At 52.5% G+C, this 19,191-nt stretch carries 16 protein-coding genes and 1 tRNA gene; 10 read left to right on the forward strand and 7 right to left on the reverse strand.

Features of this window, described 5'->3' with window-relative positions; genetic code table 11:
- Positions 1–521: 521 nt before the first annotated feature.
- The 4 genes from Q8W22_RS15650 to Q8W22_RS15665 form a co-directional block, all read right to left on the reverse strand.
- Positions 522–770 (reverse strand): DUF2061 domain-containing protein, encoded by a 249-nt coding sequence (locus tag Q8W22_RS15650; RefSeq protein WP_305453000.1) that lies wholly within the window; start codon positions 768–770, stop codon positions 522–524.
- Positions 771–972: 202 nt separating this feature from the next.
- On the reverse strand, positions 973–2,436 hold the full coding sequence (locus Q8W22_RS15655) for a PLP-dependent aminotransferase family protein (protein WP_305453002.1): 1,464 nt from the start codon (positions 2,434–2,436) through the stop codon (positions 973–975).
- Positions 2,437–2,582: 146 nt separating this feature from the next.
- Entirely contained in the window at positions 2,583–3,914 is a 1,332-nt protein-coding gene (locus tag Q8W22_RS15660) for a tetratricopeptide repeat protein (RefSeq protein WP_305453005.1), read from the reverse strand.
- 391 nt (positions 3,915–4,305) lie between these two features.
- Complete coding sequence (locus Q8W22_RS15665; RefSeq protein ID WP_303434211.1) at positions 4,306–4,551, reverse strand: hypothetical protein; 246 nt, start codon at positions 4,549–4,551, stop codon at positions 4,306–4,308.
- Positions 4,552–5,016: 465 nt separating this feature from the next.
- Here Q8W22_RS15665 and Q8W22_RS15670 point away from each other — a divergent pair, with 465 nt between their 5' ends.
- The 5 genes from Q8W22_RS15670 to Q8W22_RS15685 all read left to right on the forward strand — a co-directional run bounded on the left by Q8W22_RS15670 (position 5,017) and on the right by Q8W22_RS15685 (position 11,675).
- Positions 5,017–6,261, forward strand: coding sequence for a ferredoxin reductase family protein (locus tag Q8W22_RS15670; RefSeq protein ID WP_305453020.1), 1,245 nt, complete (start codon positions 5,017–5,019; stop codon positions 6,259–6,261).
- Between the two features lie 23 nt (positions 6,262–6,284).
- Positions 6,285–6,500 (forward strand): ferredoxin family protein, encoded by a 216-nt coding sequence (locus Q8W22_RS16730; protein ID WP_368501395.1) that lies wholly within the window; start codon positions 6,285–6,287, stop codon positions 6,498–6,500.
- Position 6,501: 1 nt separating this feature from the next.
- On the forward strand, positions 6,502–8,298 hold the full coding sequence (locus Q8W22_RS15675; protein ID WP_305453006.1) for an FAD-binding protein: 1,797 nt from the start codon (positions 6,502–6,504) through the stop codon (positions 8,296–8,298).
- 392 nt (positions 8,299–8,690) lie between these two features.
- Entirely contained in the window at positions 8,691–10,301 is a 1,611-nt protein-coding gene (gene traF / locus Q8W22_RS15680; RefSeq protein ID WP_303434208.1) for a conjugal transfer protein TraF, read from the forward strand.
- 144 nt (positions 10,302–10,445) lie between these two features.
- Positions 10,446–11,675 carry a multifunctional CCA addition/repair protein gene (locus Q8W22_RS15685; RefSeq protein ID WP_305453007.1) on the forward strand — a complete coding sequence of 410 codons (1,230 nt, stop codon included), beginning with the start codon at positions 10,446–10,448 and terminating at the stop codon, positions 11,673–11,675.
- A 16-nt stretch (positions 11,676–11,691) separates the two neighbouring features.
- Here Q8W22_RS15685 and folK read toward each other — a convergent pair whose 3' ends face one another.
- From folK to tsaD, 3 genes are read right to left on the reverse strand one after another with little or no spacing between them, the layout of a single operon-like run.
- Complete coding sequence (folK, locus tag Q8W22_RS15690) at positions 11,692–12,213, reverse strand: 2-amino-4-hydroxy-6-hydroxymethyldihydropteridine diphosphokinase (RefSeq protein WP_305453008.1); 522 nt, start codon at positions 12,211–12,213, stop codon at positions 11,692–11,694.
- Entirely contained in the window at positions 12,213–12,566 is a 354-nt protein-coding gene (gene folB / locus Q8W22_RS15695; protein ID WP_303434205.1) for a dihydroneopterin aldolase, read from the reverse strand. Before folB ends, folK begins: the two co-directional genes overlap by 1 nt.
- Positions 12,559–13,620 carry a tRNA (adenosine(37)-N6)-threonylcarbamoyltransferase complex transferase subunit TsaD gene (gene tsaD, locus Q8W22_RS15700; protein WP_305453022.1) on the reverse strand — a complete coding sequence of 354 codons (1,062 nt, stop codon included), beginning with the start codon at positions 13,618–13,620 and terminating at the stop codon, positions 12,559–12,561. The genes folB and tsaD overlap by 8 nt, the downstream gene beginning before the upstream one ends.
- 250 nt (positions 13,621–13,870) lie before the next feature.
- On the opposite strand from tsaD, the gene rpsU reads away from it, so the two are divergent.
- From rpsU to Q8W22_RS15725, 5 genes are all read left to right on the forward strand, one after another.
- Entirely contained in the window at positions 13,871–14,086 is a 216-nt protein-coding gene (gene rpsU, locus Q8W22_RS15705; protein ID WP_303434204.1) for a 30S ribosomal protein S21, read from the forward strand.
- 30 nt (positions 14,087–14,116) lie between these two features.
- Complete coding sequence (locus tag Q8W22_RS15710; protein WP_303434203.1) at positions 14,117–14,563, forward strand: GatB/YqeY domain-containing protein; 447 nt, start codon at positions 14,117–14,119, stop codon at positions 14,561–14,563.
- Between the two features lie 122 nt (positions 14,564–14,685).
- Complete coding sequence (gene dnaG / locus Q8W22_RS15715; RefSeq protein WP_305453010.1) at positions 14,686–16,617, forward strand: DNA primase; 1,932 nt, start codon at positions 14,686–14,688, stop codon at positions 16,615–16,617.
- Positions 16,618–16,832: 215 nt separating this feature from the next.
- A complete protein-coding gene (rpoD, locus tag Q8W22_RS15720; RefSeq protein ID WP_303434201.1) occupies positions 16,833–18,650 on the forward strand; it encodes an RNA polymerase sigma factor RpoD in 1,818 nt (605 codons plus the stop codon).
- Between the two features lie 158 nt (positions 18,651–18,808).
- A tRNA-Ile gene (locus Q8W22_RS15725) sits at positions 18,809–18,885 on the forward strand.
- The last annotated feature ends 306 nt before the right edge of the window (positions 18,886–19,191 follow it).

Consider the following 19,191-nt stretch of genomic DNA (forward strand, 5'->3'; position numbering starts at 1 on the left):
TGCTTCACAACCTTTGTTGGTAGCGAATCCAATGTTCGTTCTGCCTGCGAACGACTCGGTTACAAACGACCGACCGGTATAGCGCCAGCCAGACAGTTACTGGCAGGCTGATTGACTCCGACAAGCCCAGATTAACGCATTGCCTTGATCAGAGAACCGCGCTCTGAGGTTTTATTACGCCCAGAAGTCCGGTTTTACCCTCAATTATCACCAGTACACCCTGCCAGCGAGCATCAAAAACACACAGGCACCATAACGAAGTCAGAAATCGCAGAATATAGAGGATTGCTGAGCGATTTAATGATGGGTGTCCTGATTAATTCCCCATTTAATCGATGGATGTCCTGATTAATTCATGGGTGTCCTGATTAATACCCCCGGATTAACTCATGGGTGTCCTGATTAATACCACTGATTAATACCACTGATTAATACCACTGATTAATACCACTGATTAATACCACTGATTAATACCACTGATTAACTCATGGGTGTCCTGATTAATACCCCCTAACACGCAGCTAACGACCTGCGCCTTCTGCTTGCACCGCCACCCAGCCTTCCATACCCGCACTGCCTGCCGCCTGAATCTGATCCGTCACATTGGTTTTCATATTCCAGGCCAGTTCGTGGAAGTAAAAAGCCACGGTGTTAATCGCCGGTTCGACAACCGCCACCAATCCTCCGACGAGCAAGTCCCCGGTCAAAGCATAAGCAACGGTAAAAGCGACAGAAAAGTGCATGACAGCAAAGGTTAATGTCTTGGTCATTTCAAGCTCCTCGCCAGTTGCCTGGTAGGCGTTGTCTGGCATTGATTAGGTACACAGACAGATTAACGCTTTTATAAAATAGTTAAAATCAAACAAAACTAAACACCTAATAGTTTATTTCTTAAAAAGCTATTGGCGCTACAGACCCAGATTTCACCACGGCACGCCTGACGACCGATAGTCCTTCATGGTTGATGACTGCCTAACGAGTCAGCTGAGCCACCAGAACTGCCAAACGTTCCAGGCCAGGCCGAATCCGTTCAGTGGCTATCGATGAGTAGCCCAGCCGGAAACAGTTGAGTGGCCCATTCTGATCGTAATAACACTGGCCAGGTTCGATAATAATGCTCTGTTTCACCGCCAGGGATTGCAGGGCCAGGCTATCTAGCCCGGCGTCACCTTCAATCCAGTAAGCGGAGCCGCCAAAGGTCGGAGGGATAGTACTGACCGGCATCAGCTCATCAATCCCTTGCCGGATCAGTTGCCAGCGTTCTTCATACACTTCCAGCAGATGACGAATCAGGCTGTCGTGGTAGCCCCGTTCAAGAAACAGTCCGACCGTTCGCTGATTGTTGGTTGGTGGGTGTCTTAGTATTAAGCGCCGTAATTCTCGCAAGGCGGCGATCAGGGGTTTGGGAGCTACGATATAGCCCATCCGTAATCCTGGTGACAGGGTTTTCGACAGGCTGCCCACATAGATCACGCGTTGATGACGGTCCAGGCTTTTCAGTGCCGGAGTCGGATGGGAAGCGAAGTTGGTTTCGCATTCATAATCATCTTCAATTATAAGAAAGTTATCGGCGGCAGCGCGTTCCAGCAGTGCCTTACGATTGTCCAGCGGCATTGTGACGGTGGTCGGAAACTGGTGACTGGGCGTGGTAAAGACCACATCGCAGTGATCCAGCTGTTCATTTACCACCAGCCCGTTCCTGTCAACGGGCAGGGCCCGGGTTTTGGCCCCCACCAGGCGGGCGATACGGGACAGGTCCGGGTAGCCGGGATTTTCAAAACCGAACACCCGTCCAGGTCCAAGCAGGGCGTTCAGCAGCAGGTACAGCGCATTCTGGGCACCAACGGTAATCAATATCTCGTCCGCTTCTGCCCAGATGCCACGCCGCGGTAGCAACCGCGAACGAATCTGTTCAATCAGCAAGGGGTCATCGCTATTGTAATGATCCGATGACCAGCTTTTGACAGACTGGGTTCTGACCGAATCCAGGCTGCATTCCCGCCAACGCTTGACCGGAAACATGGCCGGGTCAAGCTGACCGTATACAAACGGGTATTGAGCCTGTTGCCAGCGCACCTGTCCGGGTTCCGCCAGCAGCTCAGGTTTGTCGATCAATAACCCTTGCCAGTCTGGTGTATGACGGGTGTGGTGGTCATGGTCGCACGGCACCGGCAAGCAATCCTTGCGGATATCTGGGGCCGCGAAAAACCCGGCCCGTTGTCGCGAGATCAGGTAGCCATCATCGATCAATTCCTGATAGGCGATGATGACGGTATTGCGGGAGATCTTCAGCATCCTGGCCAATTCACGGGTAGACGGCAATTGCATGTCCGCCGGGATATGGCCTGCCAAAATCGCTTTGCTGATTTGCTCTCGCACTTGCTGCTGCAAGGTGTTGGTGCTGTCCGGGTTCAGGTGAAACAGTTGTTTGAACATGGTGTATCGGTACTTTTCCGGGTCGTTGTCCGACTCAAACGGCTGAGTGACTCACAGGATTCTATCAATCAACCGAGTCAAAAAGCCCGCCAATAACAGCCATAACCGAAAATCACCGGCCAGCACCACGCACTTGCACCACGCATTTATGCCATGGCGCGAATGGTTTCCTGCTTGCCCAGATTGTACGGACTCGCCGGACGCGCCAATAAACGTTCATTGACCAGTGCCTGTGCCAGTGAGCGATTACCATCCCGGATTGCAGCCTCCAGCAGGGTACGTGCCAGTACGTCACGCTGAGCCAGGCTGCCTCCGAATTGACCATTGCTGTTCTTGATTGGCCAGAGTTTGTTCACCGCTGTTTTATAGTCTCCTTGGCCAAAGGCCAAAAATGCTTCACACACGGCCAGGCCGGTTTGTTTCACCATCTGGTAGTTGGTCGGGGCGCTATCGCCATGTACCAGATAGTCTTTCAGGTCAGTGACGATATCCGTCGCCGTATCAAAGTCTCCCGCTGCAACGTGAGCAATCACAGCATGGGCATCGTTAAAGACATAAAACCGCTGTTTGTGTTTATCCATCCAGGAGTCGGCCAGTGCTTGGGCACGATGCCCCAGGTTCTGGTTTTCCAGATACAGCCGCCACAACACCGAGGAGCCATCCAACAAGGCCATTGGTGCCGGATTGACACCCGGGAAATGGACGTATTTATCGTAAACCGCCACAGCTTCCTCCAGTTCACCGGTTTCCAGCAGGAACAGGTCAAGGTGGATGGCATTATGACTGATCATATCGTTATCCTTGTTCCAGTACGGTTCGTACTGGCGCATGAATGCCGCACCGTCCTGGAACTGGCCACGCATTTCCCGGGCGTGAGCCACCGCATGAATACCCCAGATGTCCCCCGGATTCATCGCCACCGCTCGCAAACCGTTGTCGGTGGCTTGCTCATAATGCCCGGCTTCTTCCTGGCCAAAACTCAGCATGCCCAGCAAGTATCCGTATAGTGGATGTTGCTGATCCCAACACGGCAGTACCCGGCCAACCCGATCACGTAAATTCAGCACCTGGCCCAAAAAGAAGTCGAGTTGGTGGCCACTGAGCAGCGCCAGTATGTCTTGCGGGTATTCCACCAGCAGCTGATCAAAGATATCGGAGGCGGTCATCAGGTCGCCTTTAACCCAGGGTTCCAGCGCCGCCAGGTGCATGCGTTCGCGGTGATTAAAGTGTGTGGCTGGCAGTGTCTGCAAGGCAGTGAGTGCCTCCAGCGCACCACCATGGTCATCCTTGTCGGTGGTCCACAAACACAGGTTGCCCTGCAGAATCAGTCCCATCACAAAGGCCGGATCGTCGTTCAACATGGCCTCAATGCGTGGTGATGGGTCTTTGAAACGACACAGCTCGCTAATGCCGGTGTTGTACAGCTCAACCAGCTGTGAAGATTGCGCAGTGATATCGAGATTGGTGATGTCTTTCATAGTGGGTGTCCTGTTTGGCCAGATTCTGGTGCTATGGCTCTCTGGGAACCAATCTGAGCATTGTGCTTGCGGAATACAGTAACCCTTCGAATCCAGAGCTATAGATCCAGATAGCCTGCTCTGTTGTGACACGGGCCTTCATGTGGACACTGCTGACAAACCTGATCCAGACAACTTATCGGGCGGTGGCTGATTTCAGTACAGGACAAGGATGAGAAGCAGCCATGGCGTCTGCTGCAACAACCTGTATGGCAGGATGCCTTGGCGGCTTATCAATCAGAAGGTGGAGATACTGAGCTGCGCGATAGCGGCATCACGCAACACGATGGCCAATGGCAATTGGCCAGAAAGGACACAAGGACTCCACGGTTGTGAAACCCTTGTCACCAGCTTATCGACCCTTGGGAGGTTCTGGCAGTTCGTCTTCTGTCAGTGTGCCGCTGCCGTCTTCATCAAACTTGTCAAAATCATCCAGCAGTGGCCCTTTTACCTCATCCTTGCTCAGCTCATTATCGCCATTGGTATCCATCTGTTCAAAGCTGGGCGGACGCTGTGGTCGATCATCGTCAGCGGCTACTGCTGTCAGACTATAAGCAGACAGAACCAATAAGGGTAAGGCGATCAAATTTTTTTTCATATCTATCCTCTATAAAATAAACACCAGCCGTTAACGGCTTTCCGGCCTTTACTCGTTGAGAAAACAAGGAGCAAAAACAGAGTGTATTACACGCCAGACAATGGCCTGGTTTCAGGAAAATCAGTTATTTTGAAATTAACAAACAGACGTTAGATCGTTGACTGTCAACCGCTCTGCTCCGCCTCCAAGTTCAGCAGGAACAGTACCAAACACTCAAGTCGACAAGTATAAGTCAATTGTAAATATTGTAATCCTTCGCAAACATACTCATAAAAACCCAATCTCTTAATAAAGATCATGGATAGCCACAATAAACTTGTGATCCAATAAACACCGTTTTCATTCTGTTTGTGCTGGAGATTGTCTGTGAGAATGCCTGAAATTTCTCTATCCAAAAATACAAAATTCTCTATCGGTTACAGTTTTTTGCTGCTCATACTTTACTTCAGCTCTTTTGTTTCTCCGATGGATGACAAGGGTTATTATGTTCGGCTGATTATTTTGATCAACCTGGTGGGGATTGCAGCGTTTTATCTACAGTTCCCATTAACCGGGCGTTTAAAGACATTTCCTTTATTCAAGAATATAAACTGGAGTGTAGCCAAGCATAAATCCATGGGGTACTGGATTGGTGGAATATTCTTTCTGCACCCGTTTCTGATTATGGCTCCCAAATGGATGTTATCCACAGCAGATGGCTGGCTGGCCATCAAGACGGTCCTGTTTGCACCTGAGATGCTCACCGGCATTATCGCCTGGATACTATTATTTGTTTGGGTTGTTTTTTCAGCGTTAAAAAAACAACTGCCATTAGGTTATGAGGTATGGCGTTTCTGGCACACTTTGGGTTTTTTTGTTATTACCATTCTGGCAACGCTCCATATCACGGCGGTTGGCAGTCATGGTCAGTTACAACCCGTATTTAATAGTATCTTCTGGGGGCTGTGTTGTATCGCTGTTGCTATTTCTTTTTACAACTACGCCATCAAGCCCAAAACGCTGCAAAAACATGCTTTTGTTATCCGGTCAATCGAAAAAATCAGTAGCACTGACTGGCAACTGACACTGACGGGAAAATCACACACAGCGTTTGATTTTGACGCCGGTCAATTTGTCTGGATTAATACACATGCTTCCCCTTACAGTCTGGATTACCACCCTTTTTCTATCGCTTCGTGCACCCAGTCCCTGCCTGATATTTCTTTTGTTATCAGAGAGCTGGGAGATTACACCCGCCAGCTCGGTCAATTGTCGGTCGGGCAAACCGTCTACCTTGATGGCCCCTTTGGCCAGCTGACTCTCGATGCCAGCCAAAAAGCCAAAGGCATCACTCTGGTTGCCGGAGGAGCCGGTATCGGGCCAATGTTGGGGCTGTTACGCCAGCTGGCCGCAAACCATGACCCTCGCCCTGTCCGTTTACTCTATGGCAACAAAAAGCAGGATCAAATAGTGATGTATAAAGAGATCAAAGCGCTGGAGCAGTCCATGGTAGATTTCAAATCGCTATTTGTCTGTGAAGTACCCACATCGGACCCTGACATTCATCACGGTATTATCGATAGCAACAGCCTGGCAACCACTATCCCAGAACCACAACACTGGGCTGTGTATCTTTGTGGCCCAGAGGGAATGATGCAGAGTGTTCAAAAAGATCTGGGGGTGTTGCATATCCCGAAAAACAACATCATTTACGAAGAATTTGACTTTTAATAACCAACCCGGGACGTTTCATTATGCCTATTCATCAGATTTCTGGCTGCATTGGTTGCGAGTCATGTATTAAAAGCTGTCCGACCGATGTGATAAAACTGGATCAGGAAACCAAAAAGGCCGTGATCGCTTATCCAGAAGACTGCCAGATTTGCCATTTGTGTCGCCTGTATTGTCCGGTCGGAGCAATCACCATTACGCCGGAAAAAAGCATCCCTGTTATGGTTTCCTGGAGATAACATGAGCAAGCAAGACACCCAATCCGGGCAAAGCGGATTATCCCGGCGTCAATTTATCGGCCTCACCGGCGGTGCTGTCGGCGCAGCCATTGGCAGCTATGCGCTGGGTCAGCATTTTCTGGGGCAACCGCCAACCATCAACAAACGCAAAATCGAATCCGCCGAATTCACCACCGACAACCAGACCACCGATGTGCTAGTGATTGGTGGCGGAATGGCTGGCCTTTTTGCCGCCGTCAAGGCACATGATGCCGGGGCCACAGTCGCCATGGTATCGAAAGGCCGCCTAGGCAGCTCCGGCCTGACGCCCTTTGCCAAAGGTATTTTTTGTTACGACAAGCATAACAGCCAGATCAGCCTGGATGAGTTCGTAGAAAAAGTAACGGAATCCGCCATTGATACCAACAATCCGGTATTTACCCGCCAAATGGCTGAACACTCTTATGATCGGGTACAGGAATTAAAAGCCTGGGGATTCTTTGATTCTCCCCTGTACAACCAGTCGTTTATGCGGCCCATCGAAGAACGCCGCATTCCCTTGCACGAACGCATCATGATTACCCATCTGGTCAAGCAGGATGGTCGTGTTGTGGGAGCCTCCGGTTTCAGTCTCGACAGCCCCAAAATCATCCACTTTCACGCCAAAACCGTTGTGCTGTGTACCGGCTCTGGTGGCTTCAAGCCCAATGGCTTTCCGGTCTGCGACTTGACCCATGACGGCAGTATCATGGCCTATAAGATTGGTGCCAAGATCACCGGCAAGGAATGGAACGATGGCCACCCGGGGTCCGCCCAAAATTCAGGCTCCAGTTATGACAACTGGCATGGTCAAATTGAAGAAAAGCCATCCACCACGGGGATTGAGGTACACCACGATCTCGGCGTTGACCTCAATTATCAAGCCTATAATCTGGGTGCTCCGGTCACCATGGCACCACCCGGAGCCCAAACAGACACCGAATTGAGTGGTGGCCCATGGATACCCGACGCATTCAGGCACCCGGACCGTCGCCCGCCCATGCCACCACCAGAGCCCGGCCTGGCAGCGCTGTTTGGTAAAGGCAGACCTTCCGGCCCTCCAGGTATGGGCGGCGAACAGGTGGGAGGTTCCAGTGCCGGCATGGCCATTCACAAATCCGAAGGACTGGTTCCCATAAATGAAACCGGCCTGAGTACCGTTGCAGGTTTGTATGCTGCCGGTGATGCGCTGGGTTCTTATATGTCGGGCGGCATCTACACCCAGATTGGCTCGTCACTGGCCGGTTCAGCCGTGCAGGGAGCCATTGCCGGTGAAGCAGCCGCCAAACAAAGTGCAACCTTGCCACACAATCCGATCAGCGCTGCCAACCAGCGCCACAATACCGAGCAAATCCTGGCTCCATTGCTGCGTGAGCGGGGCTACAGCCCGGCCTGGGTCACTCAGGTTCTGCAGGGCATCATGATTCCGAATTTTGTTTTATATATTAAAAAAGGCCGTTTACTGGAAGCCGCTCTGGCTTACATCGAAGAACTGCGAGACCACCACAGCCCGATGTTAATGGCTGAGGATTTACATGCATTACGTCTTGCTCATGAAACAGAAAACATGATTATTACTGCCGAAATGAAATTAAAGGCATCGATCATGCGTACCGAAAGCCGCTGCAGCCATTATCGCCTCGATTACCCGGAGGTTGATAAAGAAAACTGGCAGGCCTGGATCAACATAGAACAAGGCCCGGATGGTGAGATGCTATTCGAAAAACAGCCTTTTGATATGTGGCCAAATTTCCCGGCAAACCCTGTCGCTAACGGATGATAGCGACCAATAAAGAACCATAATCGCATCATTGGTTTCATTATTCCGTAATATTGTTATGTTCTGTCTCTGATCCACCACCCTGCAGCTGCTCAAACAAGCTGCAGGTACTTTCTTTGCTCCCAACCTCCTCCTTACCTCCTCCCCTGTTCTGTCTGCAGTGCCAAATGAGCCAGTAGCCTGCTTATCCAGCAATAGCCGTGCAAGAGTAAAAAAAAATCGCTAACATTACGGAACTTTACAGCGCCAACAAAAGATGACTTTTTTATGACTCTATTTTCGTCATACCAGGCAGCGAATACCCAGTGACGAGAAAAAGATCAAGCTTGACCAGGCCGTGAAGTAATACGCATCAATCGCTTTATCACATAGATCAATATCAGGACCCGGATATGATGACACGCTCACTGCTTGCTATAGCCATTGCCACACTGGGTGCAGCCAGTGTTCAGGCAACCCCTTTCTTGCCGATGGACGCCCGAGGGCTTGCGATGGGTAATACCGGTGTTGCCAGTGCCCAACGTGCGCACGCGCCGGCCTACAACCCCTCGCTGCTATCACAAGCCGAACACGATGATGATTTTGCCATCCTGTTTCCACAGCTCGGACTTTCCATCGCCGATGAAGAAGAAATGTACGATACCTTCATCGACATGAATGACGAATTGATTCCTGAATTTGAAGCTCTGTTTGATAACGCCGAAAATAACAACTTCAATCAGCACCTGGAAGAACTGGATAATGCCTCCCAGGCCCTGTACGACGCACTCGACAGCCTGAGCGCAAACGATGTCAATAATGTCGATGAAACCATCGCCGAACTACGCGCCAAAAACAACAACTTGCAAAGTGCTCTGGACACCGTCAATGACGACCTGAAACAGGTCGACAGCCTGACAGACCAGCTGACCAGTGATCTGACTTCTATCTCCGGCAACCCATTCAGTGGCCGTCTGGGCACTTCTGCCGCCATTGCCTTGCCCAGCAAACGTTTTGCCGCGGCCATCAGCTTGTCTGCCAACGTGACCTTTTCTGGCCGCGTTGGCTACAGCTCGAACGATAACAACCTGATTAACGGCTATGGTGATGCCGCCAGTGGTTACGTCGACGATGCCGACGCCTTGAGCACCGACTTCGACGCGCTGCTCAACGATGCCGAGAACGGTGATGTGACAGAAGATGATCTCGACTGGATTACCACTCAAGCCGAAAATACCAGCAACTACACATCCGACAGCATCTCCACCGCAGCCGGTGATATCAGTATCATCGAAAACGGCCAGCTGAGCTCTGAAGCCGAAGATACCGATATGGACTCCTATCTGGAAATGGTGGGTGTTGCTGTCTCTGACCTCGGGATTTCCTTTTCCCGGGAGTTCAGCATCTGGGACAAAAAAGTGGCCATTGGTATCACACCGAAATACCAGCGCGTTATCACGCTTCACTATGCCGCAGAAGCCGATTATGAAGGTGATATCGACGAACAGGATCTGGAAGATGCTTCCGAAACCTTTAACCAGTTCAACGTCGATCTGGGGGCTTCCTTCCGTTTTGGAGCCACCAACAAATGGGTATTTGGTCTGGTTGGTAAAAACCTGATTGGCAAAACCTATCAAGCCAAGGAAGTGGTGATTCGCGGCTCAGCAGACTCAACCACTCTGGCAGGGCCAAAAATATCCCTAAACCCCCAGTTCCGCGCAGGCCTGGCCTTTAATGGCAACTGGACCACCGTCGCCCTGGACGTTGATCTCACCGAAAACGACCCGGTTGCCTGGGAAAACCCCACGCAATATGTCGCTGTCGGCGCAGAATTTGATATCTACAACACCTTGCAGCTGCGGGCTGGTTACCGCACCAACCTGAGTGTCTCCGATGCCGAAGTCGCCTCGATCGGTTTCGGCTTCTCGCCCTTTGGCGTGCATATCGATATTGCCGCCATGGCCAACCCCAACGATGTTGAAAAAGAAGCCGGCATCGCTCTGGAAACCGGTTTTTACTTTTAATACCTCGGCCTGACACGCCCAACAGGGGTGTCACACCAACCCGAAAACGCCGGCAGGTGACAAGCCCGCTGGCGTTTTTTATGCTTGTCGTTCTGGCAAGACAAGCAAAGCCAGACAACCCACTCGTTCAGGATAACCAACATCATGCAGCCTTATCTGGTCGGCGGTGCCGTCCGCGACGCACTACTGGGCATTCCGGTAAAAGATCACGACTGGGTTGTGACTGGCGCAACACCACAACAGTTGCTCGACCAGGGTTATGAACAGGTCGGAGCCGATTTTCCGGTATTCCTGCACCCGGACACCCACGAGGAATACGCTCTCGCTCGCACCGAGCGGAAGTCCGGCAACGGCTATCAAGGTTTCGAATGCCGTTTCAGTCCCGACATTACACTGGAAGAAGACTTGCTGCGACGGGACCTCACCATCAACGCCATGGCGCAGCAAGAAGATGGTAGCCTGGTTGACCCTTATGGCGGCCAACGGGATTTGCACAACCGGCTGTTGCGCCATGTTTCTCCGGCGTTTTCAGAAGACCCTTTGCGGGTATTGCGGGTTGCACGTTTTGCCGCTCGTTTTGCATCCCTGGGCTTTACCGTCGCCGACGAAACCCAAACCCTGATGCGCGCCATGGTAGCAGCCGGTGAGCTAGACCACCTGGTGCCAGAGCGGGTCTGGCAAGAAACCCAACGCGCCTTGCAAGAAAACCAGCCTGCGGTCTATTTTCAAACGCTGCGTGACTGCGGCGCACTGGCGGTCTGGTTCCCGGAAATCGACGCCCTGTTTGGCGTGCCACAACCGGAACAGCATCACCCGGAAATCGACTGCGGCATCCATGCCCTGATGTCACTCACCGCGGCAGCACGTCTCTCCAGCCTGGTGGCAGTCCGCTGGGCGGCTCTGACCCACGATCTGGGCAAAGCCCTGACCGCACCAGCAGAATGGCCGCGCCATATTGGCCACGAAACACGAGGCATCAAGCCGGCCAAGCAACTGGCCAAACGCCTGAAAACCCCAAAAGATGCTGCCGAGTTATCCTTGCTGTCCAGTCAATGGCACACCCATGTGCACCGGGCACTGGAATTACGACCAGAAACCATCTTGAAGTTATTCGATGGGGTGGATGTCTGGCGTCGGCGGGAGCGGTTTGAGCAACTGCTGCTGGTTGCCAAGGCGGATTCCAGAGGACGAACCGGTTTTGAAGACTGCGACTACCCGCAAGTGGAGTATTTGCAACGCGCGCTGGCAGCAGTACTGACCATCAGCGCCCAGGACATTATCGCCACCGGTATTAGCGGAGCCGCTATTCGACCCGCACTGGCAGCCGCCAGAAAAACCCACCTGGAAGACTGGAAAGCGCATCAGGCATCGTGATGCCTGGTCTTAGCCATCAGGCAGGTTGCTTGAAACAGGGCACTCGCCCTTCGACATCCACCGGCGGCGTGATTTGCTCCAGCGGTTGCAAGGCCAATGCTGGCCAAAAACTGTCAAACCGCTGATGACTCGATGGGCAACTCAGGTCCGGTGCGATATCCAGCAACGGCCGCAACACAAAAGCACAGCGACGGATATCACCACGCGGTAACGAATGGCCTTCGTATTCACCAACCAGATCGTTGTACAGCAATACATCCACATCCAGCGTACGGGATGAAAACTTCACCGCATCGGGAGCGCGGCCAAAATCCCGCTCCAGCTGCTTGAGCACACGCCCCAACGCTTGTAACGACAAATCGGTCGAGATCTTGACCACCAGATTGATAAACGCCGGGCCATCAAACCCCATGGCAGGTGAGCGGTACCAGGGCGACACCTGTTCCAGACAAAACTGCTGCTCCAGTGCCACCAAGCCAGCCACGATGTTTTCTTCTGGCCGCTGGTTGGAACCGATCCCCAGAAAGACAACCGCCATTACAAGACTCCTCGCTCAATTTTTAACCCGACAGCCCGCGCTTGCGGCACCACTGCCGGCTTTTCTACCCGGATCGACAACCAGGGCATGCCAAATTCTTGTAATAACCCGTCAGACAAGCGCTCCAGCAACGACTCCAGTAACTGGAAGTGCTGCTCACGCACAAACCCTTCGATATATTCAGTAACCGCCTGATAATTCAGGGCAAACGCCAGATCATCGGTCACCGCGGCCTGACGAATATCCCAAGCCATTTCCAAATCAAACACCAACGGCTGGCGAACCTGTTTTTCCCACTCAAATACACCAATGACGGCGTCCACCCTGAGGCCTTCAATAAACACTCTATCCATCGATGGCGATCTCCATTGCTGTTACTCCGGCGACAGCCGGTAAATCAACCAAAGGCCAACGGGGAACAACCGTCACCGCCAAATCTGAAGATTGACCCGCCGCCAAACGTTGTGCTCCGGCGTAAGCGATCATGGCACCGTTATCGGTACAAAACTCCAGACGGGGGTAATACACCGCTCCGCCCATGGCTTCCGCGGTATCTCGCAACTGCTGGCGCAAGCGGGTATTGGCACCGACCCCACCAGCAATAATCAGCCGCTTGATACCGGTTTGTTTCATCGCCCGTTTGCACTTCAGCGACAAGGTATCCACCACCGCCGCCTGAAACCCGGCAGCGATATCAGCCTTGTCTTGTTCTGCCAATACACCATCAACAGCCATTGCCAGGATTTTGGTACGGGTAAAGGTTTTCAAACCACTGAAACTGAAATCCAGACCAGGCCGGTCGGTCATTGGCCGCGGGAACGTAAAGCGTTTGTCGTCACCGACCAGCGCCAGCTGACTCAGAGCCGGGCCGCCAGGGTAAGGCAGTCCCATCATTTTGGCCGCCTTGTCGAACGCTTCTCCGGCCGCATCATCCAGCGAATCACCAAGCAATTGATACTGACCAATACCGTCCACCTGTACCAGCTGGGTATGACCACCCGAGACCAACAGGGCGATAAACGGAAACTCCGGCGGATTATCTTCCAGCATGGGGGCCAGCAAATGGCCTTCCATATGATGAACGCCAATCGCCGGTTTTCCCAGCGCCCAGGCCAGGCTGCGGCCAAAACAGGCCCCAACCAGCAAGGCTCCAACCAACCCAGGCCCCGATGTGTAGGCAATGCCGTCGAGATCGTTTACCACCAGACCGGACTCCGCCAGCGCTTCATGAATCAGTGGCATCACCTTGCGAACATGATCCCGCGAAGCCAGTTCCGGCACGACACCACCATATTCCGCGTGCACGGCAATCTGGGAATACAACCGGTGCGCCAGCAATCCGCAGCGGGTATCGTAAACGGCAATACCGGTTTCATCACAAGACGTTTCCAGCCCCAATACAATCACGCCACACCCTTCAACACGTTCATTCACCTGCTCCTGATTTTGGTCGACCGCCACCAAGAATATCTTGCAGCAACAGCCAAGCCGCCCATAATACGGCCCAGTTGATCGAAAGCCAACCAAACAGACCGTCAGGGCTTTGCATTCCGCTGCAAAAAACATTAGAATGCCCGCCCTCTAACTGGGGTCCGTGCAGGAGTTTCCTGAATCATCGGCCTCGACAAAAGAATTCAGCTAAAACGTAGGTGATTGGATGCCCGCTGTAAAAGTTAAAGAAAACGAACCATTTGACGTCGCTCTGCGTCGTTTCAAACGCTCTTGTGAAAAAGCCGGTGTACTGTCTGAAGTACGTCGTCGTGAACACTACGAAAAGCCAACCTGGATCCGTAAACGCCAGGCTGCTGCTGCCGTCAAGCGTCATCTGAAAAAAGTACAACGTGAATCACGCAAGCTGGTTCGCCTGTACTGATTTTTGTTCTGAATAACAACAGGAGCCATCATGAGTACTTTGGTTGAACAGGTAAAAGCAGCAGTAAAAGACGCCATGCGCGCCAAACAGAAAGACCGGTTGGGTGCCTTGCGATTATTAACTGCTGAGTTCAAACGAGTGGAAGTGGACGAGCGCATCGACGTAGATGATGCCCGGGCTCTGGTTATTCTCGACAAGATGACCAAACAACGTCGCGATTCTATTGCCCAGTATACGGCAGCAGGTCGCGATGAGTTGGCAGCCGTTGAGCAATTCGAAATTGATGTGCTTAGCGAATTTCTGCCAGCAGCTCTGAGTGAAGATGAGCTGAGCCAGCTCGTTGCTGATGCCGTTGCACAATCCGGTGCTGCCTCCGTGCAGGACATGGGTAACGTTATGGGCATCCTCAAACCACAGGTGCAAGGCCGCGCAGATATGGCGCAAGTCAGCCGAATGGTGAAAGCCATACTCGGTTAAGCGGCTGGACAGACACCAACGCCAGAGTCAAAACGCCACTTTTTTACAGTGGCGTTTTTTGTTTTCTGCTATCTTTATTTACGCTATACCGCAGGTGTAGTTGTCGACGGGTTGAATAATCGATGGCGGGCCGGATACCACAAGCATTTATTGATGAACTGCTCTCACGCACCGACGTTGTCGATGTGGTAGACAGTCGCGTCAAGCTTAAAAAGGCCGGCAAAAATTACTCCGCCTGCTGCCCTTTCCATAATGAAAACACCCCCTCGTTTACCGTCAGCCGCGAGAAACAGTTCTACTATTGTTTTGGTTGTGGCGCCTCCGGCAGTGCGCTGAAATTTGTGATGGAATTTGACGGCCTGAGCTTCCCTGATGCCGTCGAAAAACTGGCCGCCAGTGTCGGGTTGGATGTCCCTCGCGACCAGCAAAGCCAGGATATGGTACGGCAGCAGCAAGAACAGGATCCCCTGTATCGCCAACTGTCTCACTCCAGTGATTTTTTCAGTCGCCAGCTACGTCAGCATGACCAGCGCCAGCGCGCCGTCGATTACCTGAAAAGCCGAGGCCTCTCCGGCAAGGCAGCCAAGTTTTTTGCCATTGGCTATGCCCCGCCCGGCTGGGACAACCTGCTCGATGCTCTGGGCCACACTCCCGGCGATATCAAACAACTGATCACATCAGGCATGCTGATCGAAAAAGACGACGGCCGTTGCTATGACCGTTTCCGCGATCGCATCATGTTCCCGATACGGGATATCCGTGGCCGCGTCATCGCCTTTGGTGGCCGCGTGCTGGGCGACGAAAAGCCCAAATATCTCAACTCGCCGGAAACGCCGATATTCCAGAAAAACAAAGAGTTGTATGGCCTCTACGAAGCCCGCAAAATTCGCCAGAAACTGAATCGCCTGATGATCGTCGAAGGCTATATGGATGTTGTCGCCCTGGCCGAATACGGAATTCACTACGCCGTTGCCACCCTCGGTACCGCTACCAGCGAGCATCACTTGCGACGGCTGTTCAAAATGGTGCCCGAACTGATTTTCTGCTTTGACGGCGACGCCGCTGGCCGCACCGCCGCTGCCCGGGCCATGGAAACCGTGTTGCCCATCCTTGAAGATGGCCTGCAAGCCCGCTTTTTGTTTTTACCCGATGGTGAAGACCCGGACACCCTGATACGACAGGAAGGCAAAGAAGCCTTCGAACAGCGCCTGAACCAGTCCCGCCATCTGCCAGAGTTTCTGTTTGATCACCTCAAACAACAGGTCGACTTCGACAGCCTGGATGGCAAAGCACGACTGGACCAACTGGCCGCGCCACTGATCAGCAAGATCCCGCGTGGCACCCTGCGCGACCTGATGACCGCTGAACTGGAAAAACAGCTGGGCGTGCAAAGCCGGGCAATGAACAAAATCAACAGCGCCGATGACGATCACACGCCACCTGCCAGCCAGAATCACCAGCCAGCAATCGAGCGCCATCCACACTCAGATAACGTGCCCGCCTGGCTCGATGATGACACCACCGATACCAGCCACCCCTACAATAACCAGACTGGTCAAAGCGGTTCCGACAACAGTTCCGCCAGCGACAGCCAACGCATGGTAGCGGCAGTGGAACGCGCACTGTCCGCCCTGATACGCAATCCGGCACTCGCCAGCCAGCTGGACCCCGTCGACTTTGAGCCCCTCACCGAGCGCGAACAACTCTTGCTGGAAGTTATGAAAAAGCTGCATCAATCGCCACAATCCAGCAGCGTTGGACTACTCATACAATGGATAGGCACCCCCTTCCACACCGAGCTGACTCGCCTGGCCAACCACAACGAAACACCGGTCAGACCCGTTCTTGCCGAAGTTGGCAATGCCATCAAGCGCCTCTGTGCCCGCCAGACGGAACGTGAATACCAGTCACTACTGGCACGCTACCAGCACAAGGAAAGCCGCCGCCAAATGAGCGCCGACGATATAAAACAGCTGAAAACCTACCAACGCCAACGCCGTGAACTCACCGCCGGACGTGGCGATATTTACCTGAACAACCCACATCAGCGTTAGATCCGGTCTATGCTGCTTGAAAACACAAACATTCACCCCCATATGGATAAGTCGTATCAGAAATGCCCCGACTCAACACAAAGAGTCCTTGTTGTATATTTTTATTCACAGCCCGGATGGAACCCATCCCCTTGGTGCTGGCCTAAAACCGGTCAAAAAGATATACTTCGGCGCTTTTCTTGCCACGCCTGATACCAACGGATCACAGGGCCCCTATGTCTGCGAATACCCAACAGTCCCGATTGAAAGAACTCATTGCCAAAGGTAAAGAGCAAGGCTACCTCACCTATGCTCAGGTGAACGACCATCTGCCAGATGACATTGCCAACCCGGATCAGGTTGAAGACATCATCCGCATGATCAACGACATCGGCATTCCGGTATCAGAAGTGGCACCGGATGGCGAAGCACTGTTCATGAACGATGCTGCCGACGATGCTGCCGCTGAAGAAGCCGCTGCTGCATTGGCATCCGTTGAAAGCGATGTTGGTCGCACTACCGACCCAGTCCGTATGTACATGCGCGAAATGGGCACCGTTGAGCTGCTGACCCGTGAAGGCGAAATTGTTATCGCCAAGCGTATTGAAGAAGGCATCCGCGAAGTGATGTCAGCACTGTCCTATTACCCGGGCGCTGTACAGACCATCCTCAAGGCATTTGCAGACGCCGAACAGGACCCGAACCGCATTGGTGATATCTTCAACGGCTTTATCGACCCTTCCGATGAAGACCCGGAACCCGGCCCACAAAGTGGCCCTGATGCCGTTGTCGAAGAAACAAACGACTCAGACAGCGATGACGACGATGACGAAGAAAGCGGTGGTATCGACCTGACCGAGGTTAACCGTCGCTTCGAAGAAATCTACGACGCCAACGAAGCAGTGCTGGCCACGATTGAAAAACATGGCCGCGCCAGCAAACAAGCCGAAACGGCCCTGTCTGAACTGGCCTCTGTCTTTGCGCCGATCAAGCTGTCGCCCAAGTACTTTGAACGACTGGTCGTCGCTGCCCGTGAATCATTGCACGTCATTCGCACCCAGGAACGTCAGATCATGATGATGATGACGCGCAAGTGCGGGATGGATCGCAAGGACTTCATCAAGTTTTTCCAGGGCAACGAAGTTGATCATGACTGGATTGAAGGCCTGATCGCCTCTAACAAGCCCTACTCGAAAAAACTCGACACCTACAAGCTCGATATTTTCCGTGCCCAACGCAAAATACAAGCCGTTGAAACCCGTGTTGGCCTGAGCATCCCGGAAATCAAGGAAGTAAACCGCCGTGTTTCCATCGGTGAAGCCCGCGCACGCCGCGCCAAGAAAGAAATGGTGGAAGCCAACCTGCGTCTGGTTATCTCGATCGCCAAGAAGTACACCAACCGGGGTTTGCAATTCCTGGATCTGATTCAGGAAGGCAACATCGGCCTGATGAAAGCCGTCGACAAATTCGAATACCGTCGTGGGTACAAGTTCTCGACTTACGCCACCTGGTGGATTCGTCAGGCAATCACCCGTTCGATTGCCGACCAGGCACGCACCATTCGTATTCCCGTACACATGATTGAAACCATCAACAAGCTGAACCGTATCAGCCGCCAGATGCTTCAGGAAATGGGCCGCGAACCAACGCCGGAAGAACTGGCAGAACGAATGGAAATGCCAGAAGACAAAATCCGCAAAGTACTGAAAATCGCCAAAGAGCCTATCTCCATGGAAACGCCAATCGGCGACGATGAAGATTCGCATCTGGGTGATTTTATCGAAGACGCGCATTCCGAGTCTCCGATGGATACTGCCACCAACGATGGCCTGACCGAAGCGACCCGCTCCGTCTTGTCTGGCCTGACGGCCCGTGAAGCCAAAGTGCTGCGTATGCGTTTCGGTATCGATATGAACACCGATCACACTCTGGAAGAAGTGGGTAAACAGTTTGACGTGACCCGCGAGCGTATCCGCCAGATCGAAGCGAAGGCATTACGCAAGCTGCGTCATCCCAGCCGCTCAGATCACTTGCGCAGCTTTATCGACGAATAGTCGTGTAATCGGCCAGCGTGATATAAAAAAACCGGCTTTGCGCCGGTTTTTTTATATCTACTCTTTGCATAGTCACGAGCGCCAATTTATAATCAGCGCCCTGTTTTTGCCAGTTATGGCAGCAACCAGAGGCGTGCGACCGCACACCTCGATCAGAAGGGCCTTTAGCTCAGTTGGTTAGAGCATCCGACTCATAATCGGCAGGTCCCCAGTTCAAGTCTGGGAAGGCCCACCATTTAAATATTCAAAACCGATCAGTTTGTGCGGTGATGCTCCTGGTGAGCAAATTTCTAGATAACTTGAGCATTCTGCCAGATTTGGCCTCAGTTTCTAGATAAGTTGAGCACGCTAACCTCATCCCTGAAAACCAAATCTCCCTGTAAGCCGCATCAATGCTGAGTTTCTAGATAACTTGAGCAGGCCGCCGCACATTTCACGCAAAGATGGCTTGGCCAGAAAGCAATTATTCTCCGAAGCACAACATAAAACCATTCCCGCACCAACCCTAGGCATACCCATACTTAATTATCAATTCTATTAA

Origin of the sequence: Oceanobacter sp. 1_MG-2023 (assembly GCF_030689025.1) — a bacterium.
Lineage (GTDB): Bacteria > Pseudomonadota > Gammaproteobacteria > Pseudomonadales > Oceanobacteraceae > Oceanobacter.